Origin of the sequence: Nocardiopsis rhodophaea (genome assembly GCF_039530945.1) — a bacterium.
Lineage (GTDB): Bacteria > Actinomycetota > Actinomycetes > Streptosporangiales > Streptosporangiaceae > Nocardiopsis_C > Nocardiopsis_C rhodophaea.
On record NZ_BAAAPC010000019.1, the window covers coordinates 115,861 to 137,702 of the forward strand.

At 66.0% G+C, this 21,842-nt stretch carries 20 protein-coding genes and 2 CRISPR repeat arrays; of the genes, 18 read left to right on the forward strand and 2 right to left on the reverse strand.

The features are described from left to right. Positions 1 to 54 precede the first annotated feature (54 nt). From ABD259_RS20225 to ABD259_RS20255, 7 genes are all read left to right on the forward strand, one after another. A complete protein-coding gene (locus tag ABD259_RS20225; RefSeq protein WP_344164547.1) occupies positions 55 to 1,206 on the forward strand; it encodes an acyl-CoA dehydrogenase family protein in 1,152 nt (383 codons plus the stop codon). Positions 1,207 to 1,263: 57 nt separating this feature from the next. Then, positions 1,264 to 1,659 (forward strand): hypothetical protein, encoded by a 396-nt coding sequence (locus ABD259_RS20230; protein ID WP_344108932.1) that lies wholly within the window; start codon positions 1,264 to 1,266, stop codon positions 1,657 to 1,659. 219 nt (positions 1,660 to 1,878) lie between these two features. Next, the gene (locus tag ABD259_RS20235; RefSeq protein WP_344108934.1) at positions 1,879 to 2,220 is read left to right on the forward strand and encodes a transposase family protein; all 342 of its coding nucleotides are present in this window, start codon (positions 1,879 to 1,881) and stop codon (positions 2,218 to 2,220) included. 282 nt (positions 2,221 to 2,502) lie between these two features. After that, the gene (locus ABD259_RS20240; RefSeq protein WP_344164550.1) at positions 2,503 to 3,345 is read left to right on the forward strand and encodes a tyrosine-type recombinase/integrase; all 843 of its coding nucleotides are present in this window, start codon (positions 2,503 to 2,505) and stop codon (positions 3,343 to 3,345) included. A 112-nt stretch (positions 3,346 to 3,457) separates the two neighbouring features. After that, the gene (locus ABD259_RS20245) at positions 3,458 to 4,156 is read left to right on the forward strand and encodes a tyrosine-type recombinase/integrase (protein ID WP_344164553.1); all 699 of its coding nucleotides are present in this window, start codon (positions 3,458 to 3,460) and stop codon (positions 4,154 to 4,156) included. A gap of 41 nt (positions 4,157 to 4,197) precedes the next feature. Continuing rightward, complete coding sequence (locus ABD259_RS20250) at positions 4,198 to 4,392, forward strand: hypothetical protein (RefSeq protein ID WP_344108940.1); 195 nt, start codon at positions 4,198 to 4,200, stop codon at positions 4,390 to 4,392. Then, a complete protein-coding gene (locus tag ABD259_RS20255) occupies positions 4,382 to 4,825 on the forward strand; it encodes a DUF6262 family protein (RefSeq protein WP_344108942.1) in 444 nt (147 codons plus the stop codon). Before ABD259_RS20250 ends, ABD259_RS20255 begins: the two co-directional genes overlap by 11 nt. 82 nt (positions 4,826 to 4,907) lie before the next feature. Here ABD259_RS20255 and ABD259_RS20260 read toward each other — a convergent pair whose 3' ends face one another. Both ABD259_RS20260 and ABD259_RS20265 read right to left on the reverse strand, forming a co-directional pair. Further along, a complete protein-coding gene (locus ABD259_RS20260; RefSeq protein WP_344164556.1) occupies positions 4,908 to 5,144 on the reverse strand; it encodes a hypothetical protein in 237 nt (78 codons plus the stop codon). A gap of 497 nt (positions 5,145 to 5,641) precedes the next feature. Further along, entirely contained in the window at positions 5,642 to 5,998 is a 357-nt protein-coding gene (locus tag ABD259_RS20265) for a nuclear transport factor 2 family protein (protein ID WP_344109614.1), read from the reverse strand. Between the two features lie 688 nt (positions 5,999 to 6,686). Between ABD259_RS20265 and ABD259_RS20270 the strand changes: the two genes are divergently transcribed. The 11 genes from ABD259_RS20270 (at position 6,687) to ABD259_RS20320 (ending at position 21,523) form a co-directional block, all read left to right on the forward strand. After that, a complete protein-coding gene (locus ABD259_RS20270) occupies positions 6,687 to 7,949 on the forward strand; it encodes an MFS transporter (protein ID WP_344164559.1) in 1,263 nt (420 codons plus the stop codon). A 142-nt stretch (positions 7,950 to 8,091) separates the two neighbouring features. Beyond that, entirely contained in the window at positions 8,092 to 8,577 is a 486-nt protein-coding gene (locus tag ABD259_RS20275) for a TetR/AcrR family transcriptional regulator (protein ID WP_344109618.1), read from the forward strand. A 179-nt stretch (positions 8,578 to 8,756) separates the two neighbouring features. Next, positions 8,757 to 10,861: direct repeats of the CRISPR family, unit length 28 nt; unit sequence GGAAGACCCCCGCGGGTGCGGGGACGAC. Between the two features lie 119 nt (positions 10,862 to 10,980). Then, positions 10,981 to 13,935: a CRISPR-associated helicase Cas3' gene (gene cas3, locus ABD259_RS20280; RefSeq protein WP_344164562.1), complete on the forward strand. Its 2,955-nt coding sequence runs from the start codon at positions 10,981 to 10,983 to the stop codon at positions 13,933 to 13,935. A gap of 113 nt (positions 13,936 to 14,048) precedes the next feature. Continuing rightward, a complete protein-coding gene (gene casA / locus ABD259_RS20285; protein WP_344109507.1) occupies positions 14,049 to 15,704 on the forward strand; it encodes a type I-E CRISPR-associated protein Cse1/CasA in 1,656 nt (551 codons plus the stop codon). 26 nt (positions 15,705 to 15,730) lie between these two features. Beyond that, a complete protein-coding gene (gene casB, locus ABD259_RS20290; protein ID WP_344109505.1) occupies positions 15,731 to 16,294 on the forward strand; it encodes a type I-E CRISPR-associated protein Cse2/CasB in 564 nt (187 codons plus the stop codon). Between the two features lie 34 nt (positions 16,295 to 16,328). Further along, the gene (gene cas7e / locus ABD259_RS20295; RefSeq protein WP_344109503.1) at positions 16,329 to 17,471 is read left to right on the forward strand and encodes a type I-E CRISPR-associated protein Cas7/Cse4/CasC; all 1,143 of its coding nucleotides are present in this window, start codon (positions 16,329 to 16,331) and stop codon (positions 17,469 to 17,471) included. After that, on the forward strand, positions 17,468 to 18,292 hold the full coding sequence (gene cas5e / locus ABD259_RS20300; RefSeq protein WP_344164565.1) for a type I-E CRISPR-associated protein Cas5/CasD: 825 nt from the start codon (positions 17,468 to 17,470) through the stop codon (positions 18,290 to 18,292). Before cas7e ends, cas5e begins: the two co-directional genes overlap by 4 nt. 4 nt (positions 18,293 to 18,296) lie before the next feature. Continuing rightward, positions 18,297 to 19,079 carry a type I-E CRISPR-associated protein Cas6/Cse3/CasE gene (gene cas6e, locus ABD259_RS20305; RefSeq protein ID WP_344109499.1) on the forward strand — a complete coding sequence of 261 codons (783 nt, stop codon included), beginning with the start codon at positions 18,297 to 18,299 and terminating at the stop codon, positions 19,077 to 19,079. Next, complete coding sequence (gene cas1e, locus ABD259_RS20310) at positions 19,072 to 20,085, forward strand: type I-E CRISPR-associated endonuclease Cas1e (RefSeq protein WP_344109497.1); 1,014 nt, start codon at positions 19,072 to 19,074, stop codon at positions 20,083 to 20,085. The genes cas6e and cas1e overlap by 8 nt, the downstream gene beginning before the upstream one ends. A gap of 2 nt (positions 20,086 to 20,087) precedes the next feature. After that, positions 20,088 to 20,360 (forward strand): type I-E CRISPR-associated endoribonuclease Cas2e, encoded by a 273-nt coding sequence (gene cas2e / locus ABD259_RS20315; protein WP_344164574.1) that lies wholly within the window; start codon positions 20,088 to 20,090, stop codon positions 20,358 to 20,360. 18 nt (positions 20,361 to 20,378) lie between these two features. Then, positions 20,379 to 21,077: a CRISPR direct-repeat array (repeat unit 28 nt; unit sequence GTCGTCCCCGCACCCGCGGGGATCTTCC). Positions 21,078 to 21,103: 26 nt separating this feature from the next. Beyond that, entirely contained in the window at positions 21,104 to 21,523 is a 420-nt protein-coding gene (locus ABD259_RS20320; protein ID WP_344164568.1) for a hypothetical protein, read from the forward strand. Positions 21,524 to 21,842 lie beyond the last annotated feature (319 nt).

Below are 21,842 nucleotides of genomic sequence, written 5' to 3' on the forward strand. Positions count from 1 at the left end.
ATGACCGTCCCTTACCCGACCGTCAGCCCCACTTCCTCGGAGGGGGCAGAGCTTGTGGCGAGAGCTCGCGAGATCGTCCCCATGCTCGCACGCCACGCGGCGGAGAGCGAACAGCACCGTTGCCTGGCTGAAGAATCCCTCAAGGCTCTTACCGACTCGGGGATGTTCAGACTCCTCACCCCCCACCGGTACGGCGGATACGAAGTTTCGCTACGCACCTTTCTCGACGTGACCTCGACACTCGCCGAAGGCGACGGAGCGAGTTCGTGGCTCGTGTCGGTGTGCAATTCCTGCGCGTGGATGGCCAGTCTTTTCCCGCAGAAGGCCCAGGACGATGTGTTCGGCGCGACCCGCGACACGATCGTTTCGGGAGTCGTAGCGCCCACCGCTGAGACGCGTCGGGTCGACGGCGGGCTCAGGGTGTCGGGCCGCTGGTACTACAACTCCGGATCCTGGCACGCCGACTGGGCGGTGGTGGGTGTCCCCATCACCGCTTCCTCCGGTGAGGTGATCGACCAGGGGCTAGCACTGGTCCCGGCCTCCGACTACACCGTCGAGGAAACTTGGTTCGTGGCGGGCATGAGCGCGACCGGCAGCAACTGCCTGGTGGCGAAGGACATTTTCATCCCCGATCACCGCATAATCTCGGTCCCACCCCTGATCGACGGCACGCACCCGACCGAACACGACGAGCATTCCCTGTACCGCTCCGCCTTCGCGCCTTTCGTCTCGACCGTGGTGATCGGACCGCAGCTCGGTCTGGGCAGGGCCGCTCTAGAATTCGTTACCAGTAAGGCATCGGACAAGGCGATCGCCTTTACCTTTTACGAAAGGCAGAGCGACTCGACGGCCTTCCAGGTTGATGTCGCCGAAGCCGCGCTGAAGATCGACACAGCACATCTGCACGCCTACCGCGTCGCCGACACAATCGACCAGGGAGCGGCCCACGGGCAGCTCCCTGACCACCTCACCCGCGCCCGACTCCGCGCGGACCTCGGCCACGTCGTGGAGAACATCGGCGCGGCGATCAATCTCCTGCTCCACGTCCACGGATCGGCCGCGTTCGCCGAATCCAATCCCCTGCAGCGGATCTGGCGTGACGCCAGCGTGGCCGCTCGACATGCGGTAATCCAACCGTCCATCGGCAAGGAAGTCTACGGCAAGGCGCTGCTCGGAGTGGACGAGAAGATCACCCCGATGCTCTGAATCGACGCCACCCGATCCCACATCAACGCCGCATCCCACACATGGACTGAGAGCGCGATGACCATCAGCAAATACACCAGTGACAACGCGCACTGGATCCAGTTCGGCGACGCCGAGGTCTTCATCGGCGATGTCCTGACCGAAGAGAACTCGAAATCTATGGGCGGCGGCTTCGCCTGCTTCCTCCCCGAAGCCTCGATGACGTGGAGCCCGAGCTACGACGAGGCAATCATCGTGCTGGCCGGAAAGTTCACGGTCGACTCTAAGGACAGCTCCGCCACAGCGGGACCCGGTGAAATGATCTGGGTCGAGGCGGGCACCTCTGTCACCTTCCGCGCAGGCCGCGAAAAGGTCTGGCTGGCTTTCGCAACCTACCCGCTGTGGGGAACCACTACCGAAACGCAGGCGAATTCTTCGGCGCTTCGCCCTGTCACCAGTCCGCCCTCTGACTGAGGCTCAAGATTTTACAAGGAATACACGAAGCCCCAGGAAGAGACTGGAAACAGTCGCTGCCTGGGGCTTTGTTGAGCTCAACCGAAGACCCTACGACTCTCTCGAACAAGCGCAACGTAAAGTCGCAAATAATCACTGACAGCGGCCAGGACATACTGGCTCAGTCGCAGTTTTCGCGAAACCTCTGCGGCGCAGCGGGTGTGACCGTAATGATGCGGTGTGTCGTTCTCCTCCCTCATCGCACTGCTCTTCCCCCACCTCGCCGAGCTCGAGGTCGCCGAGGTGGCATGCGCGGGAAACACGCTGCGGCTCCGGGCCGCGACCCGTACCCGCGAAGCCGACTGCCCCGCCTGTGGGAACTCCTCCCGGCACGTGCACAGCCGCTACACACGCCAGCTGGCCGACACCCCCGTCTCCGGGAGACAGACGCTGATCCACCTGGAGGTGCGCCGCTTCTTCTGCGACCACACCGAATGCGCCAAGCGCACCTTCGCCGAACAGATACCTGGCCTGACCAGCCCATACGCGCGCACCACCCCGCTGCTGCGCCAGACCCGGTAAACCCTCGCCCTGGCCCTGGGCGGTCGGCCCGGCGCCCGCCTGACCCACCACCAGGCCGCCGACACCGGGAAAGACACCCTGCTGCGCCTCATCCGCGCGCTGCCCGACTCGAAGCACTGCCCCGTCCGCGTCCTCGGGGTCGACGACTTCGCCCTGCGCAAAGTTATCTGGAGCCGCCCGGAGGGCGTCCTTCATGTTGTTCAAGGGACTCCAGGGCTCGGTGATCTGCGTGGTGGAGGTGGTTATCTACTGCCGTCCATGACGCAGATTCACGGAGGTTCCATGTTCGTTCAGCGAGTCGTGTCGCCAGTGACACGACAGGAATCGTGGACGGTCCTCGGCGAGGACGATGTGCCGATCGGTCCGGTTGAGCGGTATTTGTCCTATCTCACCGACATCGAACGATCGCCCAACACCATCAAGGCCTACGCGCACGACCTTAAGGACTACTTCGGCTTCCTGGCGCAGCACGGCCTGGACTGGCGTGAGGTGAGGCTGGAAGACCTCGGCGACTTCGTGGCGTGGCTGCGTCGGCCGCCGCGACTGCGCAACGACGACGTCGTCGTCTTGGGCTCGGCCGAAGCGCACTGCACGGAACCGACGGTGAACCGGAAGCTCTCCGCGCTTTCGGCGTTCCACGAGCACGCTGCCCGAAACGGCGTCGACCTGGGCGAGCTGCTGATCACATGGCAGCCGACAGGGCGGCGCCCCAGCTCATGGAAGCCGTTCTTGCACCACGTCAGCGCGGGCCGACCTGTCGCACGTCGGACGATCAAGTTGAAGGCCCCCAAGAAGCTGCCCCGCGTCCTGACGGCAGCCGAGCCCCAGAGCGTCCTGGACGCCTGTGGTCGGCTGCGGGACCGGTTCCTGTTCGCGCTCCTGCACGAAAGCGGCGTGCGGGCTGGGCGCGATGGCGTCTGGCCAGCGGGATCAGTGTCGAGCAAATCAGCAATGGCATTCGCGCTCTCAACCGGTTCGCCGCGTTCCTCGCGCGGCCCGAACTCAGTATCGAGGGCTTGGCCGACGTCCACCGCAACGTGCTGGAGCGTTACCTCGCCGAGCTGCAGGCTCTGGGCCGCGGTGAACACCACCAACGCATGGTCGGCCAGCTGGGCATCTTCCTGACGGGCATCCGCCGGCACCACTGGGACGCCTCGCTGCACGCGGACGCTGTCCTGTTCACCGAGGATGTCCCGCGTCAGGCCAAGCGCCTCCCCAGGCCCTGGCCGAGCACGTCATGGCACAGGTCGAAGATCCCGCCAACCTCGACCGGTGGCAGGACCCTGTCTTCCGGCTGATCACCGTCATCCTGATGTGCTGCGGACTCCGCCTCAAAGACGCGTGCCGACTGCCGTTCGACTGCCTGGTCCATGACGCCGAGGGCGCCCCCTACCTGCGCTACCTCAACTACAAGATGAAACGCGAGGCCCTGGTCCCGATCGACGAAGAACTCGAACACGACATCCGGGACCAACAACGACGACTCCTCGAACGCTGGCCCGCAGGCGTCCGGGTCCTCTTCCCCAGGAAGCTGAAGAATCTCCACGGGCAGGTTCCGATGCGCGGTGACACCTACCGCCAAGTGCTCAGCCCCTGGCTGGAACGCTGCGATATCCGCGACGCCAACGGCCAGCCCGTCCACCTGACGCCACATCAATGGCGGCACACGCTGGGCACGAGACTGATCAACCGCGACGTTCCCCAGGAAGTCGTACGCAGGATCCTCGATCACGACTCACACGAGATGACCGCCCACTACGCACGTCTCCACGACACCACGGTCCGCCGGCACTGGGAGAAAGCGCGCAAGGTCAATATCTCGGCGAGAAGGTCACCCTCGACCCAGACGGCCCGCTCGCCGAAGCCGCCTGGGCCAAACAACGCGTCGGACGCGCCACACAGGCCCTGCCCAACGGCTACTGCAGCCTGCCGGTAGTCAAGACCTGTCCTCACGCAAATGCCTGCCTGACCTGCCCGATGTTCGTAACCACGACGGACTTCCTGCCCCAGCACCGCCAGCAGCGGAAGGAACTGCTGCAGATCATCTCTGCCGCCGAGGCCCGCGGGCAACAACGGCTCATCGAGATGAACCGCCAGGTCCTGGGCAATCTCGATCGCATCATCACCGCTCTTGGCCAGGACGACGATGTGGAGGCGGCCGATGCGGGCTGACAACAGCGCACACCTCGTGATCTCGGCCCACCGGCGCCACGAGCTGACCCGCGCTAAAACCCTCAAGTCCCTGCACGAACTCGACACCGCAGGAACACCGGTGACCTTCGAGAGCGTCGCCCGACACGCGAACGTCTCGCGTTCCTGGCTCTACACCCAGCCCGACATCCGGGCCGAGATCGAACGACTCCGGTCCCTCGACCGTCGGGCACAGCCGCCGAAAACACCCGCACGCCAGCGAGGCACCGAAGCCTCCCTCTCCCGACGCCTCGAAATCGCCCTCGCACAGAACAGCAACCTCACCAACGACAACCAGCGACTTCGCGGCCAACTCGCCCAGGCCCTCGGCCAACTCCGCGCAGCCGGGCTGACCACCACAGACGGAGCCGCTGCCGACCCACGACAATCTTCGATCACGATCGGACCCTGCTGACACGGCCCCACGACCGCCTCGTCGTCTCGTCGACGACACCGTCTCCGACGAGACGACGCAGGTCACAGCCCTATGTCAGCGATCAACTCAAGATAATTTTGCGCAGGGCGACGTCGTCCACTCCCAGCACGCGTGGTGCGGTGCGCCCCGGTAGGGGCAGGCGCATCAGCGCCCGCAGCGCGGTGTTCTTCGAGATCCGTGTGGCCAGAGCCGACAGCACCCTTGTGCTGGCTCTGCCGACCAGCTCCCGCACCACAGCACCGACCTGGGCCGCCAGCGTGGGTGTGCGCCGCTGGTAGCGGGCCAGGACACCGGGCACCTGTTCTCGGAAGGTCTGGCGTCGGCATCTGGGGGTCGGGCACACCCGGCGGCGCACCCGGACGACGAGTACGCCGCGGGCATGTCGGCCACAGTGCGCTCGTGAAAGGCGTGCACCTTCGTGGAGTGGGTGCCGCACATCGGGCAGGGGGCCGGTTCCTCGGGGGTGCGGGCGCGAAGCCGGATCACCGTTCTCTCGCTTTCGACGTTCTCGATGACCAGGGGAGAGTGGCCGGAGAAGACGATCTGCAAGAGCTCCTTGACGTCACGCATAGCCGAGCGTAACAGGACGATGCCTTAGGTCACCACCGAAATGGGGACAGAGCCGTTGTGTTTACCGTCCCTGTCCGCCAGTCTGCTCGCGGAGCGCGGTTCGACAATGCGCACGGCATCGGTTAGGTGCTGTGGTGGGGCTGTACGGTCACGTGCTCCAGGGGTGATCAACGCCGTCCGCAGCGACGGGATGGGGACGCACTCCGGTGCTGCACGGACTCGCAGTCAGTGGCCGTTGAAGAAACCGTACAGCCGGGTGATGCTGCCGCCTTCAATTAGGGCGACGTCGTAGCCACTTACGGCCGGCGGGCCACCGATCGGGCCGACCTGCCACGTGAAATGTACGAGATCATGGTGCGTTAAGACGGTGCCGTGGGTGAAGTGCATGTCGACGAAGTTCCATGACGCGTCGCCGATGTACTTGCCGATCTCGGTGGTGCCGGTCGCAGTGATGTTGGGATCGACGTACACGGCGTCCGGGCTGAAGGTGCAGTCGATGAGGGCTTGCCGGGACCGGTTTGCTGCGGTGTTCCAGATCGAGATGTACTTGCCGACAAGCTCGACGGCGGTCTGGGCGTCCATGTGGTCTTCCTGTTCTGGACGGTTGAAGATTGATCGATCGGTAGTGCGACGTGGTCGTTACTGAGGTGATTCCAGCGAATTTCTCTCGCGGGGAAGGCGGCGAAGTACACACAAGCGACAGGCGGGCAGGAGTACCCGTTCCCCGAACATAGACGTGGAGCCCGCGGTAGAAGGCGAGGTGACGAAACTGCGCGGCGGTACCGCGAAAGGCTCCACTTGGATACCTAGCGTGCCCTCCTCGACGTTCCCAGGGAAGCTGTCCTCTTCGTGTCCAAGCTCTTGGCTGCCGGGATCGCCCGCCCGGCACCCGCGCCCTGACCCGCTTCCACGAATCCATGCCGATGCTGCGCCATTACCCTGCATCGCGCAGGAATCACTCGTTTTCGGGAATGGTCGCTTCACCTGAAAATCACTGGGATCACCCCATCGGGTAGGCCGCGGCCCGACAATCAGCATGGATCCAAGATCGGGTGATCGGACGTTCATCGTGCGTGACTTCCCCAGAGTGGCGGCGGATTGCCCAGGGGAGCCAGCCCGACCAGGCATATTGACACCGCCAGGATTCTCAGTGGTCTATGTCACAACCAGTGACCTTGTATGGGCGTGCAGGATTCTACATACTATTGGGACAGTCGTCCCATTTTTTCTGATGGTCGACCGTCTTCCCCGCCACTGCGAGGAGTCAGCTATGCCCAACCCCTACGCACAGATATTCGCCGCCCCGGGGGCCAAAGGGTTCACCGTGGCCGGCCTCCTCGGGCGCATGCCCGTGGCCATGACCAACATCGGCATCATCACGATGCTGTCGATCACCGAAGGCAACTACGCTCTGGCCGGTGCTGTCGCAGCCACCTTCACCTTCTCAATGGCGCTGATCACGCCGCAGGTCTCTCGCCTTACCGACCGGTACGGACAGCGTCGTGTTCTCCCCCTGGCCGCGGGCGTCAGCGTCGCCAGCCTGTGCCTGCTCCTGCTCTGCGTCCAGTTCGGCCTCCCCCTGTGGACGTACTTCCTGTTCGCGATCCCCGCCGGGTGCATGCCGAGCATGTCGGCCATGGCCCGGGCGCGCTGGACCGAGCTGTACCGCGAATCCCCCCAGCTGCACACGGCCTACTCGTTCGAGTCAGTGGCGGACGAGCTCACCTTCATCAGCGGGCCGGCCCTGTCAGTGGTGCTGAGCACGATGGCCTTCGCTCAGGCCGGTCCGCTGGCCTCGGCAGCCTTCCTCACCGTCGGCGTCCTTCTGTTCGTCGCCCAGCGCTCGACCGAACCGCCGGTACGACCGCTGGATAGCGGCTCGCGCGGGACGATCCTGCTGCGTAGCGGGCCGTTGGTGGTCCTGGCCCTAACGCTGTTGGCTGGAGGGATCATCGTGGGTGCCGTCGACGTCGTCGCGGTCGCCTTTGCCGAGTCCCTCGGGGTCCCCAGCGCCACAGGGATCGTGCTTTCGTCCTACGCGCTGGGGTCGGCGATCTCCGGCCTGGTCTTCGGAGCACTAAACCTTCCGTGGAAACCCCACCGCGCCCTTCTCGCGGCGACGGTCGGGACGGGACTGACGACACTGCCGTTCCTCGTCGTCAGCAACATCTGGGCCTTGTCTGTGGCGGTCTTCTTCGCGGGAGTGTTCTTCGCCCCCACCATGATCCTGGTTATGACACTGATCGAGAAAACCGTTCCAGCGTCCTCCCTGACTGAGGGGATGACCTGGGCATTGACCGGCCTGACCATCGGCACCGCTGTCGGCACCTTCACCGCGGGCATCGCTGTCGAGCAAGCCGGAACGCTCGGCGGGTTCACCGTCACCGTCGCTGCTGGCGCCCTTACCGTCTCCATCGTCGCGGTGTCCATGCGGATGCTGGGGCGTGCGACGCGGAACGCTCAGGTGGAGCGGACCGAAGCCGGGTCCATCGCCGAGGAGCCTGCCGCGCGGGACGACAGCACCGTCGGGTAGAACTTCACTTACGCACAGGTACGCGGCGGCCCGTGGCAGTGACTCGGTCAGATCCGGAGGAGTAGTGAATCAACCCACCACCGACGGGCGGAGAGCTAAGGGCCTGCGTCGGCGGCGCGCTCTCATCGAAGCGACCCTCCGAGTGATCGAGCGGGAAGGGGTCGCGGGCGTCAGCCATCGGACGGTATCCCGGGAGGCGGGCTTGCCGACCTCGGCCACGACCTACTACTTCACCGGCCTGGGCGATCTCCTCACGGCTGCACTGACCACAGTCATGGAGGAGGACTCCGAGCGTATGCGTCAGCTCTCCTCCGAAGGAGACCGGCGGCGCGAGCTCGCCCTCCTCCTATCGGAGGTGGCCAAGGAGCCGGGACGGCTACTCGCCGAGTACGAGCTGTTCCTTCTCGCGGCCCGCCAGCCGCACCTGCGCTCGGCGACGGATGGCTGGCTTGGAGCCGTGTCGGCCTTCGCCCGCTGTTACACCGACGACCCGGTCCGAGCCCGAATCGTCGCCGGCGCGATTGACGGCCTGCTTTTGCACTCGCTGCTAACCGATAAGAAGCCGAACGCGGCAGAGTTCGAGGCCATCCTCTTCGATCTTCTTCCTCTCAGGGACGAGCACTCCTGAGACCACCCGCGCCCGGCGCATACGGATGTCCCCCGGGCGACATCCGTATGCGCCGGGCGCACGGGATGTGGATGCCACGCCGTGCCCCCGCGCTGGCCCCTCCCGTCCGTCCGGCCCCGCGTGTCCGACGCCGGGCCGGCACCAATCTAGCCACCGGCACAGGGGAGGGCGATCTCCACGAAAGACCCCCGCGGGTGCGGGGACGACACCGGAGACGCGACCTCCTACCCGGTGTGGCGGGGAAGACCCCCGCGGGTGCGGGGACGACATCGACATCTACCCCTTTTCGCAGGTCGTGAGGGGAAGACCCCCGCGGGTGCGGGGACGACCAGCGGTCGCAGGAGCCGACCCGCTGGATCTCCGGAAGACCCCCGCGGGTGCGGGGACGACGTCGTCGACTCCGCCGAGGACTACGCGGCGCCCGGAAGACCCCCGCGGGTGCGGGGACGACCGTGCCGCTCAGGGTCGTGCCGGGCGTCTCGAAGGAAGACCCCCGCGGGTGCGGGGACGACAGCGTGGCCTGGGAGTCCTTCCCGCCGGAGGAGGGAAGACCCCCGCGGGTGCGGGGACGACTCGGTACAAGCGCGGTGCGCCGTAAGGCGCAGCGGAAGACCCCCGCGGGTGCGGGGACGACTTCTGGGGTCTTCTCCGCCTCTTTTGTCTTTAGGGAAGACCCCCGCGGGTGCGGGGACGACGGACCATGACCGACGGCAACGCGGACCACGTCCGGAAGACCCCCGCGGGTGCGGGGACGACCGTGCCTGGGGCGGGCCTGCGGGCGCCACCGCGGGAAGACCCCCGCGGGTGCGGGGACGACGATACGGGCGTCGTGCAAGGCATCCAAGGCCAGGGAAGACCCCCGCGGGTGCGGGGACGACGGCCGGTGTCTGCCCGCGCTCTGCAGGGGCGAGGGAAGACCCCCGCGGGTGCGGGGACGACGGTCAGGCTCGCGCGTTGGGAGCGCTGCCGCAAGGAAGACCCCCGCGGGTGCGGGGACGACACCGATCGGGTGCATGGAACAGGGTAGGTGTGGCAGGAAGACCCCCGCGGGTGCGGGGACGACTCCTGACCAGTAGTTCGTCGTGTCTAGGTGGCAGGAAGACCCCCGCGGGTGCGGGGACGACCGTGGTGCGGGGTGTGCGACGAGCGCACCCGGTGGGAAGACCCCCGCGGGTGCGGGGACGACCGCAAGCGGGACATGTCGCCAACCACCAGGGCGGGAAGACCCCCGCGGGTGCGGGGACGACGTTTTCCGGGATCACGTCGGGAGACTCCAGCGAGGAAGACCCCCGCGGGTGCGGGGACGACTAGCGGACTGTGCCCGAGAGAAGCCCGCTGACCGGAAGACCCCCGCGGGTGCGGGGACGACCCGGAGGCGTGGGACCGATCCCGTACCACGGCAGGAAGACCCCCGCGGGTGCGGGGACGACTTATCGTGGTGGGGCTCAGGCGGCCCACGGGTCGGAAGACCCCCGCGGGTGCGGGGACGACGTTCAGGGTGCGATTGATGGCTCGTCCGGGACTGGAAGACCCCCGCGGGTGCGGGGACGACGATGCGGCGCACGATTCCGTCGTAGCGGTGGGCGGAAGACCCCCGCGGGTGCGGGGACGACATCGGCCACAGCTCCACCAGCACACCGGCACGGGGAAGACCCCCGCGGGTGCGGGGACGACCAGCCGCACCCGCTCGTACCCCTCTCGGGCCACGGAAGACCCCCGCGGGTGCGGGGACGACCCTGTCCGCCGCGGCGATGCTCGTACAGCGGCAGGAAGACCCCCGCGGGTGCGGGGACGACGACCAATGAGGCCTTGCGTGTGGTCGAGCTGGCGGAAGACCCCCGCGGGTGCGGGGACGACAAGTCCCGCGGGGGCCAGAAAGAGAGAACTCTCGGAAGACCCCCGCGGGTGCGGGGACGACGGCAGGTGCGGGCCGCGTTCGGGCGCGAAGGCCGGAAGACCCCCGCGGGTGCGGGGACGACTCAGCGTCGGGCCCCTCCATACGTTTGATCGCCGGAAGACCCCCGCGGGTGCGGGGACGACCGGTCCGCCAAGCCCTTGGCCGCCGCGGCCTGAGGAAGACCCCCGCGGGTGCGGGGACGACGAGCACCGGCGGCTCCCCCAGCTCCTGGAACGCGGAAGACCCCCGCGGGTGCGGGGACGACCCTATACGACCGCGTGTGCCCCACGACCACCGAGGAAGACCCCCGCGGGTGCGGGGACGACTCGCGCACGAGCCAGTTGTAGAACGCGCGGAGAGGAAGACCCCCGCGGGTGCGGGGACGACACTTGCTGAGCTGCGGTTTTGGTCGCCAGAAGTGGGGATTTCATTCGGTTGCGAAGCGCCCGGGAGGTTAGGCAGAGTAGCACGCCAACTACGGGTGTTTCGGCGTCCACGCTTGTCGTATGGCCGTGACAGGGTGCCGATTTCACCCGTTCAGCGCTCAATCTTTCTGGCCCTTTGTTGAGAGGAACGGCTTGATGCGTGTACGCGATCCGTTGGCGGACGAGTCGTTGACCAGCGTGTTTACCGAGCTGGGCTTGAGCCAGGAGATTTGTGCCCAGTTGGGCGCCTTGTGGGGTAAATCCAGAAAGGTCGGTGGAGGGCAGATCAATCTGCTCGTCAGTCATCTTCTCGATACTGCTGCCGTCGCCGGTCAGCTGTGGGATTTCTACCTCCCGCAGCAGACTAAGCGCCTGTTGAACCACATTTCCGATGGTCAGGGACGTCGATTTTTCATGTGGTTGTGCGCTGTGCATGACTGTGGCAAAGCGTGCCCGGCGTTCCAGTCGGTCGACGCAGAAGGCGCTGCCCTGGTACGAGCGGCTGGCCTGACGTGGGTCGATCGTCGACTGCGGCGCAAGCGGTGGCGGCACGACAAAGCCGGCGGGAAGCTCCTGCATGCCGTCCTCGGTGCCGAATGGGACGGCAAACATACAGAGTGGGTCTGGCCGTTGGTGGCCGGACACCACAGGGCGTTTCCATCCAAGGCGGTTCTTGGCAGCGTGGAAGCCACGGGCGAGCACCAAGGGCGCGGAGGGTGGCCGACGGTGCAGCGTGCGCTGCTCGACGTGGTCACCAGGGTCATGGGATACGAGCACCTGCGCCAGGTTCAGCCACATGTCGTGCCCTCCAGAGCCGAGCAGCTGACACTGTCCGCGCTGATTGTGATGGCGGACTGGATCGCCAGCGATAGTCGACCTGGGCGCTTTACCGGCATCGACGCGATTGCCGATGTCAGTCCGGCCGGCGCCAAGCGCCGGGCATCCGCTGCTGTCAAGTCACTACGGCTGCGCGGCGGGTGGGGCCCGCTTGAGGAACCGCCGGCTGAGGATTTGGTGCGTCACCGTTTCGGTGACCGGTCGCGGCCGTTCCAAAAGACGTTGGTCGACGTAGTCCGGCAGATGCCCGAGCCGGGGCTGGTCTTGGTGGAGGCCCCGATGGGGGAAGGCAAGACGAAGGGTGCGCTGGCGGGGGCGGAGGTGATGGCGGCCCGGTTTGGAAGCGACGGGGTGTTCATCGGTATGCCGACCCAGGCGACCAGCGACCCGATCTATTCCCAGGTATGCAGGTGGGTCGCCGGTTTCGACGAAGAGTTGGTGGCGCAGGTGGCGCTGCTGCATGGCAAGAAGATGTTCCACCCGGAGTGGAAAGAGCTGTGGTCAGCGCGCGATGGTTCACCGGATGCTCCCTTTGAGGGGGTGGACTGCGATGAGTTCGGGATGGAGGACACCTACGGGCTTGGGGGAGCCGTTGTTTCAGAACGGTCCGGCCCGGCGTTGTGGTTCTTGGGGCGCAATCGCGGGCTGCTCACCGCATTCGCCGTGGGCACTATCGACCAGTTACTGTTCGCTGCCACGCGCACGCGCCATGTGATGCTGCGCTTCGCTGGCTTAGCGGGCAAGGTGGTGATCCTCGACGAGGTTCACGCGGCAGATGTGTACATGAGCCAGTTCCTCACCGAGGCGCTTCGCTGGCTGGGACAGGCCCGGGTCCCGGTCATCCTGCTGTCAGCGACGTTGCCGCCTCCTCAGCGCCGCGCGCTCGTTGATGCCTATCTACATGGAGCACTGCCGCAGGAGGACGTCCCTCTCGATCACATTCCCACACCAGAGGGGTACCCCTCGATCACCGCTGCCTACGCGGTTGAAGGGCGTGCCGCCTACATCTGCCGCAGCACCGGGACGTGGCGCCGCTCCCAACAGGTCGAGGTCCAATGGCTCGAAGACGTCTCAGACGAGGGCGATGTGGTGGCCGATCGCGTCCGGCGGGAGGTAACCGATGGCGGTGTGGCCCTGGTGATTCTGAACAAGGTCGACCGGGCGCAGAGCGTCTACCAGCATCTGGAGGCGTCCTTTCCCAGCCAGGTGCATCTGCTGCACGGCCGTCTGTGCGCGGCGCATCGAGCCGAGCGCACCAGTGCATGTGTCGCGACGCTCGGGCCCGGAGCCCAGCGCCCGGAGCGAATGATCATCGTGGCCACTCAGGTCGCTGAGCAGTCCTTCGACGTTGACGCTGATCTGCTGGTTACTGATCTAGCTCCCATCGACTTGCTGCTACAGCGAATCGGCCGACTGCACCGCCATGAGGGGATTTGGCGCCCCGAGCATCTACGTCGTCCTCGTGTTCTGGTGACCGGGGCTGTTCCCAGCGCTTCGCCCCTGCGAGTGCATCCGGCCTCCGAGGCCATCTACGGGCGCTACCTGCTGCTGCGTACTGCTGCGCTGGTGGAAGAGGCCGTAGAGACGACAAGGAAGGCGACGAGCGAGCTGAAGGCGGGAGACGGCGGGTGGTTGATCCCCGCCCAGGTGCCTGAGCTAGTTGCGGCAGGGTACGGCGATGATGCGCTGTGCGTACCCGGCATACGCGACGAAGAGCACAAGGCGTACCAGGAGTGGCGGGAACAAGAGCAGAACCGCGCCGCCGCGGCAGAGCCCTTCCTGCTTGCGCGTCGCGATGAGTGGTCCAAGCCGACATTGGAAGGGTTGCATTTCACTGGCATCAGCGCCCGAGAGGAACAGGATCTGCAGGCGCTCGTGCGTGACGGGCAATCCTCGCTGGAGGCCGTGATCGTTCGCCGGGTATCGGGAGGCTACACCGCCTTGTCCGGAGAGCCGATCGGCGTGCATGCGGAGGCGACCGAGTATGCACGGGAAGCAGTGCTTGGCGGGCTGACCCGGCTCCCGGCCCAGTTGACCGAGGCCGCCCGTGAGTTGGCGCCCTTGGATGGGTGGCGTGATGATCCCTGGCTGCGGCACTTTCCCGCCATGGTTTTGGAGGAGGACGGCTGGGCTCATCTGGGGGATTACCGGGTGGGCTATGACTCGGAGCTCGGTCTGATCGTCCGAAAGACGAACTAATCGACGCACCTGTCAACTACCAGATATTTCGAGATTTATTGACATCCTGGCCTTGAACGCCGCTAGGGTTCTTCCGGGTCGAGAGCTCTTCTTGTTCGAATGAAGGACGTGCCGTGCACAACCTGGTTAAGGACAGATGGATCCCCTTAAAGCTTCGCTCAGGAGGAGTCGAAGAGGTTTCCCTTCGGAAGGCGCTACTGGAATCCGAACTTTTCGCTGATGCGGTTTTTCCCGCGCCGACGCTGCTGCCGGCGGTTCTGCGCCAAGTGCTGCTTCCGGTGATCATCGATGCGGTTGGTCGCCCACGCTCTTCTGAGGAGTGGAAGTGCTTGTTTGAAGCAGGATGCTTCACTGAAGAGCAGAAGGCAAAGATCAGCGCCTATCTCGATGGACACGTGCAACGCTTCGACTTGTTCTCTGAGCAGCGTCCCTTCGCGCAGGTCTCAGGGCTGGCGCCCGCGAACGGAGAAACGAGAACCGCCGCGCTGCTGATCCCCTCCATCGCCTCGGGCAACAATGTTCCGCTTTTCTCCAGTGTCACCGAGGGGGACCCCGTCGCGCTGCGTCCAGCAGAAGCGGCATGGTGGCTGCTGCACGCCCACTGCTGGGACACCGCGGCCATCAAGACCGGTGCCGATGGCGACGGGGCAGTCAGTAAGGGCAAGACCACCGGCAATCCCACCGGCCCTCTGGGTCAGCTGGGGGTCATCGTCCCGCTGGGCACCACGCTGTATGAGACGCTGCTGCTCAACCTTCCTCCGTGTGAGACCTCGAAGCAGCAAGGTGACCGCCCGCAGTGGCGAAGCGGTGAGGACGGAGGAGGAAAGACCGATGCGGCGTCGCCGCAGTGGGGCACCCGTCCCGAGTTGGGATTGCTCGATCTGCTGACCTGGCAGTCGCGCCGTATCCGATTGATCCCTGAGGACACCCCCGACGGGATCCGCGTCACCCGGGTTGTGCTGTGCGCGGGGGATCGGCTCAGCCGCATCCCGCAGATCGAGCCTCACACCGCGTGGAACTGGACGGCCAGACCCCGCAAGGGCCAGCATCAATGGCGTCCCCGTCGCCATCGGCAAGGACGCGCGATTTGGCAAGGGCTGGAAGCGCTGCTGGCCGTCAATTTGCCCACCGAGGGCGACCACGGTGCCGAGTACACCGAGGTGACCAGCGTCCTGCTGCGCGGCATCGGTGAACTCCAAGTTGACGGAGCACTGCCTGCGGGGTATCCGCTGCGCGTCGCCGCGGTGGGAATGGTCTATGGCAACCAGTCGGCGGTCGTGGAGAACGTCATCGCTGATTGCCTCCCACTGCCGCAAAGCGCGTTGGTGGCCGACGACGCCACCCGCGAAATGGTGCGCGATGTGGCGGAGCAGGCCGATGCCCTGGCTCGTGCGATCGACCGGCTGCACGCCGACCTGCGTCGGGCCAGCGGTGGTGACCCGCTGCCCTGGGACAAGGGGAACCATGCTGGCGAGACCCTGCTGCACGCCCTCGACCCGTTGGTGCGGCGGATGCTGGCCGGCATCCAACGGCACGCCGACGATGACGAGCAACTCGAAGCCGGCATGGCCGCGTGGGAGGCCGCCGTCTGGGAGATCGCCGAGCAGCACGCCCAACGGCTGCTCGCCGCTGCTTCCCCGACCACCTTCGCCGGGCGAGAGGTGGACAAGCGCATCTACAACGGCGCAACGGCCGCACAGTCCTTCCGCGCCGCCCTCTACACGATCCTGCCCGGCCAAGCCGAGGAGCGCCGCCGCGATGCGGCATGAACACGCACACAAGAAAGCGAAGCGAGATGTCCCCACCGACTCCACCGACGCAACGACGCTGGTTCTGGGAGAAGTTCACCCCTGATGACCGTCAGGCCGGCGCCGATTTGGCGGCGCTGCGACGAGGACTGGGACGCACCGCAGGTGCCGTTCCCGAGATGTGGCGCTACTACACCACCCTCAACCGCGAGGGGGAACTGCGTCCGGAACTTGTCGCCGAACACGTGGCTTTGAGCCTGTTCGGCCTGCATCAGCAGTCGCAGTCTGCTCGGATGCACCGGCCCGGCATAGGGGTCGGGGATGCCGGGCTGGCGCTGCGCAACTCCGAGAAGTACAGCAGTGAGGCCGTCGACCGGCGCATCACCATGGTTGCGACCGCTACCAGCCCCACCGAGCTCATCGGACATCTGCGCGGGCTGATCACGCTGCTGAGCAATGCGGGGCAGCCGCTGGACTACACGCGCCTCCACCAGGACGTCCGCGGCTGGCACTACCCCGAATCACGCGACCGGATCCGGCAGCGCTGGGGCGGCCAATACCACAACCGGCACAAACGCCAAGAGGGCGCTTCCTCGGACAGCGCTGCTTAGCCACCCCCAATCCGAAGCCAAGGAGTCACCCCCCATGAGCGAACGCCTGTACCTGGACGTCAGCATCTTGCAGACCGTCCCACCGTCCAACCTGAACCGGGACGACGCTGGAACCCCCAAGCACGCCGCCTTCGGCGGGGTGCGGCGGGCACGCGTCTCGTCTCAGGCATGGAAGCGGGCCACCCGCGTCCACTTTGCGGAGTCCGTGCCCTACGCCGATCGGGCCACACGAACCAAAAAGATCATCGAACTGCTCACAGGGCGACTCACAGAGCGGACCGGCCTGGACAAGGAGAAAAGCCAGCGCTTGGCCGCAGCTCTCGTGGAGCCCTTGGGGATCAAGAAGTCACAGAAGAACGAGGATAAGTCCGCCTACTTGCTCTTCTTCGGCAAGGCCCAGCTGGACGGGATCGTTGATCTCATGGACGGCCGGGCCGATGAGCTGGCCGAACTCGATGACCAGGCCCTCAAGGAGGCGGTCAAAGAGATAAACGTTGAGGCGGTCTTGACCACGGGGCACCCGGCCGAGGTCGCCCTGTTCGGCCGCATGGTCGCCGACATCCCTCGGCTGAACGTCGATGCCGCCACCCAGGTGGCGCATGCGCTGTCCACCCACCCTGTGGAGACCGAATTCGACTACTACACGGCCGTCGACGACGAGAACCCCGATGAAGAGACCGGCGCCGGAATGATCGGCACCGTCGAGTTCAATGCGGCGACGCTCTACCGCTACGCCACCGTGGGCATCCACCAGCTGCGTGACAACCTCTCCGACGACACGGAGACCGCTCATACGGCCAAGCGGTTCGTGGAATCGTTCGCCCTGTCCATGCCCACTGGCCACCAGAACTCCTTCGCCCACCGCACCGTCCCCCAGCTCGTCCTGCTGTGCTTGCGCACCGATCAACCGGTCAACCTCGCCTCAGCCTTCGAAAAGCCCGTTTTGAGCCGGTCCGGCATCGCCGAGCAGTCCATGGGGAAACTCGCCGAGGAGTTCCGTGCAGTGGCCACCACCTGGGGGATGGCGCCGGCGCTGACCCTGGCGACCTATGCCCCCTTGGAAGAAGGACCCGACAAGGCCAGTGACGCCTTCGGGGCTTCCCTCGCCTTCCCTGAACTCCTCCAACGGGTGGAGAGCGCCGTCTCGGGGTGGTTGGACACCAGGAGCATCCAGTGAGCGAAGAACAGTCCACTCTGCTCCTGCGCCTCGCCGGTCCCCTGCAGTCCTGGGGTGCGAGCTCTGAGTTCAACCGGCGCGACACCCAGCCCCGGCCGACCAAGTCCGGAGTCGTGGGCCTGCTCGCCGCAGCGCACGGACGGCCTCGCGACGCTGATATCTCCGACCTGGCCGGACTCAAACTGGCGGTGCGCGTCGACCATGCCGGAAGCCTGCTGCGCGACTACCACACCGCCAGCGACTACCGCGGAAACCCTCTGCTGTCAGCGCAGGTCAACGCCAAAGGCATCCAGAAGGCGACTTCCCCGGCCAAGCCCACATACGTGACCCAGCGCTACTACCTGCAGGACGCGGTGTTCGTCGCGGCGGTCCAAGGACCGGTCGGCCTCCTCGATACCCTCGCTCATGCGATCCGCAACCCCGCCTTCCCGTTGGCGTTGGGACGGCGCTCGTGCGTGCCCAGCAAACCGGTCTACCTGGCCTCACCTTCGGATCTGAACCCGCATCAGGGCTTGGAGGAGACGCTACGCGCGGTGCCGTGGCAAGCAGGCGAACACGCCCGCGACGCCTACCGCCACCGCGCCCGGCATCCCGAAGTCGTTGACCTGTCCGTGACGATCGACGACGAGACGGGGGAAGACACGGCCGATGACGTACCCACGTCCTTCGCCCCTGGGGCACGCGCCAGGACTGCACGCCAAATCCGGCACACCTGGATCAGTGTCCCCACCGGCCTAACGGCGCCCCACGATCGGCAAACCAGCGCGGTCGGCCACACCCAGGACGACAACCACGACCCGTTCGCTCTTCTTGGCTGGTGACACCATGCCCTATCTGTCACGTATCCGGATCAACCCGCGTCGCAGTGGAGCCCAGGCCCTGCTCACCAACCCCCACAAAATGAAGATAGAAGTTCTCAACGGACTTCCCGACCGCAGCACAGACGAAGCCGTGCTGTGGCGGCTGGACGCGCCTGACCCGCACCGACCCCACCTTCTGGTGCTGACGCACAGCAGACCTGACTGGAGTCACATCGTCGAGCGAGCCGGATGGCCCGACGCCGACGGTGAGCACTCCCTGGTCCGGGACTACTCGCCTCTGCTGGCCCAACTGGCAGTAGGCCGCGAATTCGCCTTCCGTCTCACCGCTAACCCTGTGCAGAACACCAAAGAACCGCTGCGTCCGTCACGGCAGCAGCACGCGGCCATCGAAACTGCCGTCTCCCCCAAGGAACGCCGCGGTTTCCGTGTCGGCCACCGTACCGCCCAACACCAGTTGGCATGGCTGCTCAAACGCGCGGAGAAATCGGGATTCACAATTCCCGAAGCCCGCATGACCCAGACGCCGGCTCCCGGCATGCTCTCCCAAGGCGCCCCGGCCCCGGATGTCCGTCTAGCCTCACGCGAGGTCCTGCGCTTCCATAAACGACGCGACGGCAGTGGCAAGCCCTCGATCACTATCAGCACGGCGACGTTTGAGGGGCGCTTGCGCATCACTGACACCTGTGCGCTGCACACGACCCTCCTGCACGGGCTTGGCCCCTCCAAACGCTACGGATGCGGACTGCTGACCCTGGCCCCTCTTTCAGAAGCGAGGCGGCATGGCTGAACCGTGGTGGAAGGCAGCGCCCCAAGACCTGTACCGGCTGGAAGACCGAATCTCCAGCATCTATGTGGAGCGCTGCCACATCGACCGCGACGACAACGCCGTCGTCCTGGTCAACAAAGAGCGTACGGTCAGGGTCCCGGCCGCGTTCGTCGCGGTCATGCTCGTCGGCCCGGGAACCCGCATGACGAACGCGGCGATCGCACTGCTGGCCGACTCGGGCACCAGCGTGTGCTGGGTCGGCGAACGCGGGGTACGGATGTATGCCGCCGGAATTGGGCCGAGCCGCGGCTCCCAACTGGTGCTGCGCCAGGCCTGGCTGGTCACCCGCCCCAAAGAACGCCTGAACGTGGCGCGCCGCATGTACGGCATGCGCTTCCCCGACGAAGATGTCAGCCGACTTACCATGCAGCAACTGCGCGGCCGTGAGGGCGCCAGGGTCCGCAAGCTCTATCGAGCGCACTCCCAACGCACCGGTGTCTCATGGGAGCGTAGGGAATATAAACCAGGTCAACCTCATGAGGCCGGAGACGACGTCAACCGGGTCCTGTCAGCCGCCAATTCGGCCCTATACGGGATCTGCCACGCGGTGATCACCGGTATCGGCGCCAACCCAGCGCTCGGCTTCGTCCACACCGGATCTGCGGTCTCCTTCGTGCTGGACATCGCTGACTTGTACAAGGCCGACTACACGATCCCCTTGGCGTTCGATCTCAGCGCCCAAGGACGCACTAGCGAGCGCGATGCCCGCCTGTCGCTCCGGGATCGGGTGGCAGAAGGAAAGCTTCTCCCACAGATCATCTCCGACATCAAAGAATTGCTGCTTCCCGAAGACGAAGAACTCATCGACCGCGACCTCAGCGAGCTATGGGATGAAAAGCAGGGAACGGTCGCAAGCGGCGTGAACTGGGGAGACGACATCTTCGACGAGAGCGGCTTCCTCTCTGTCATCGGACCTGAGCCCACTACCGCAGCACGGTCAACCGCCGTCAATGGGAGCGAGCAGTGACAGTGGTCGTTCTCATCGCCGCCCCCGAAGGACTACGGGGACACCTGACACGGTGGATGGTCGAGACCGCGCCAGGAGTGTTCGTAGGTACACCCGCACGACGCGTCAGGGACCGACTATGGAGGCTGCTGGCCGAACGAATTGGAGACGGACAAGCCGTCATGGCCGAACCCGCCAACAACGAACAAGGATGGGCAGTCCGTACCGCCGGTCGTGACCGATGGAAACCAGTGGACTTCGACGGAGTAATGCTCATGGCTCGCCCGCGCCGATAAAACACCTGGTCAACAAGTGTCGTCCCCGCACCCGCGGGGATCTTCCCCCAGCGCGGAGTCGTCGTTGGACTGGAAGCTCGTCGTCCCCGCACCCGCGGGGATCTTCCCGTGTATGTCGCCGTTGAACGTCGGCCCGCGCTGTCGTCCCCGCACCCGCGGGGATCTTCCTTCGTCGAGGTCGTCGAGCGCTTTGTGCGCGGCGTCGTCCCCGCACCCGCGGGGATCTTCCCTCACCTGCCGCGGCTACAAGGCCGCCCTGGGCGTCGTCCCCGCACCCGCGGGGATCTTCCACGACGCCGGTTCCAGAGTCGAATCCGGAAGAGGTCGTCCCCGCACCCGCGGGGATCTTCCGCTCGCCGACCAGCTCACCGCCGCTCAGAAGGAGTCGTCCCCGCACCCGCGGGGATCTTCCGGACTGGCAAGGGCTCACCAGGGAGTACCGCGAGTCGTCCCCGCACCCACGGGGATCTTCCGCCGGACCGGCCGCCGCTGCGGTTCTGGCGAGTGTCGTCCCCGCACCCGCGGGGATCTTCCTCCCCACACGCCCGCTGTCACCGATCCGAAGCAGTCGTCCCCGCACCCGCGGGGATCTTCCTCCGGTTGGCGCCCGTGAGCGTGCGCCGGGTGGGTCGTCCCCGCACCCGCGGGGATCTTCCCAAGAGTTCTCGTCCTGGCTCCGCCGAAGACCTGTCGTCCCCGCACCCGCGGGGCTCATCCCTTACTCGGCGGTCTCGGGCCAGGTCGTGCTGGTGCACCTGCGGGTGCGCCGGTTCTTCTGCGACGATCCCGGCTGCGCCAAGCGCACATTCGCCGAGCAGGTCCCCGGCCTCACCCAACCGCACGCCCAGCGCACCAACCTGTTGAGTCGCCTGCGCACCTGTGTCGGCATGGCCCTGGGTGGAAGGGGCGGGGCGCGGCTGGCCCGACACCTGGCGGTGGCCTTCAGCCGTATTACCCTGCTGCGCCTCATCCGCGCCGCTACTGATCCCACCATCACCGACGCCCAGGTCGAGGCAAGCGACACGCTCGTCCACGTTCTTGCAGCTGTCGGCCGGACATCATCCTGTCGTGTTCCTCGAACACGTTGTGGCAAGTCCAGGTCTTGGGCTAGACCCGCCACTGTTGAGGTCGCTTCAAGCGAGAAGGCCGAGGGCCTTTGCTAGCAGGATCATGGCGATAATGGCGCAGGAGTACGGCAGCCGTTCCCGGATGGTGAAGAGCGGGAGGGTCAGGCCTGCGGTCTCGCGGAGAACGGAGCGTAGCGGCCTGGGCCAGGGAGGCGTGATCTATCCGGCGCGGTGGCGGGTGGAGGCGCTGCCTCATAGCGCCTATGGCGCATGGCCCTGCGGGGTGATGCGGAAGCTGTCAAATCAGTTGAGACGTTCTATGCCGCGTGTTCTCCCAGGTCGGAGTTGCTGCCCTCGCCCTCGGGGCGGGGCGGGTTGATGTGGACGGCCTCCGGCAGCGGCGGCGGTAGGGGCA

What these genes read in the sequence shown, in the direction of transcription:
- cas1e (WP_344109497.1), top strand. Translation starts at nt 19,072, where the DNA reads ATGGCTGAACCGTGGTGGAAGGCAGCGCCCCAAGACCTGTACCGGCTG.
- ABD259_RS20250 (WP_344108940.1), top strand. Translation starts at nt 4,198, where the DNA reads ATGTTCGTAACCACGACGGACTTCCTGCCCCAGCACCGCCAGCAGCGG.
- ABD259_RS20265 (WP_344109614.1), bottom strand. Translation starts at nt 5,998, where the DNA reads ATGGACGCCCAGACCGCCGTCGAGCTTGTCGGCAAGTACATCTCGATC.
- ABD259_RS20245 (WP_344164553.1), top strand. Translation starts at nt 3,458, where the DNA reads ATGGCACAGGTCGAAGATCCCGCCAACCTCGACCGGTGGCAGGACCCT.
- ABD259_RS20255 (WP_344108942.1), top strand. Translation starts at nt 4,382, where the DNA reads ATGCGGGCTGACAACAGCGCACACCTCGTGATCTCGGCCCACCGGCGC.
- cas3 (WP_344164562.1), top strand. Translation starts at nt 10,981, where the DNA reads ATGGCCGTGACAGGGTGCCGATTTCACCCGTTCAGCGCTCAATCTTTC.
- ABD259_RS20270 (WP_344164559.1), top strand. Translation starts at nt 6,687, where the DNA reads ATGCCCAACCCCTACGCACAGATATTCGCCGCCCCGGGGGCCAAAGGG.
- ABD259_RS20240 (WP_344164550.1), top strand. Translation starts at nt 2,503, where the DNA reads ATGTTCGTTCAGCGAGTCGTGTCGCCAGTGACACGACAGGAATCGTGG.
- casB (WP_344109505.1), top strand. Translation starts at nt 15,731, where the DNA reads ATGTCCCCACCGACTCCACCGACGCAACGACGCTGGTTCTGGGAGAAG.
- cas6e (WP_344109499.1), top strand. Translation starts at nt 18,297, where the DNA reads ATGCCCTATCTGTCACGTATCCGGATCAACCCGCGTCGCAGTGGAGCC.
- cas7e (WP_344109503.1), top strand. Translation starts at nt 16,329, where the DNA reads ATGAGCGAACGCCTGTACCTGGACGTCAGCATCTTGCAGACCGTCCCA.
- ABD259_RS20230 (WP_344108932.1), top strand. Translation starts at nt 1,264, where the DNA reads ATGACCATCAGCAAATACACCAGTGACAACGCGCACTGGATCCAGTTC.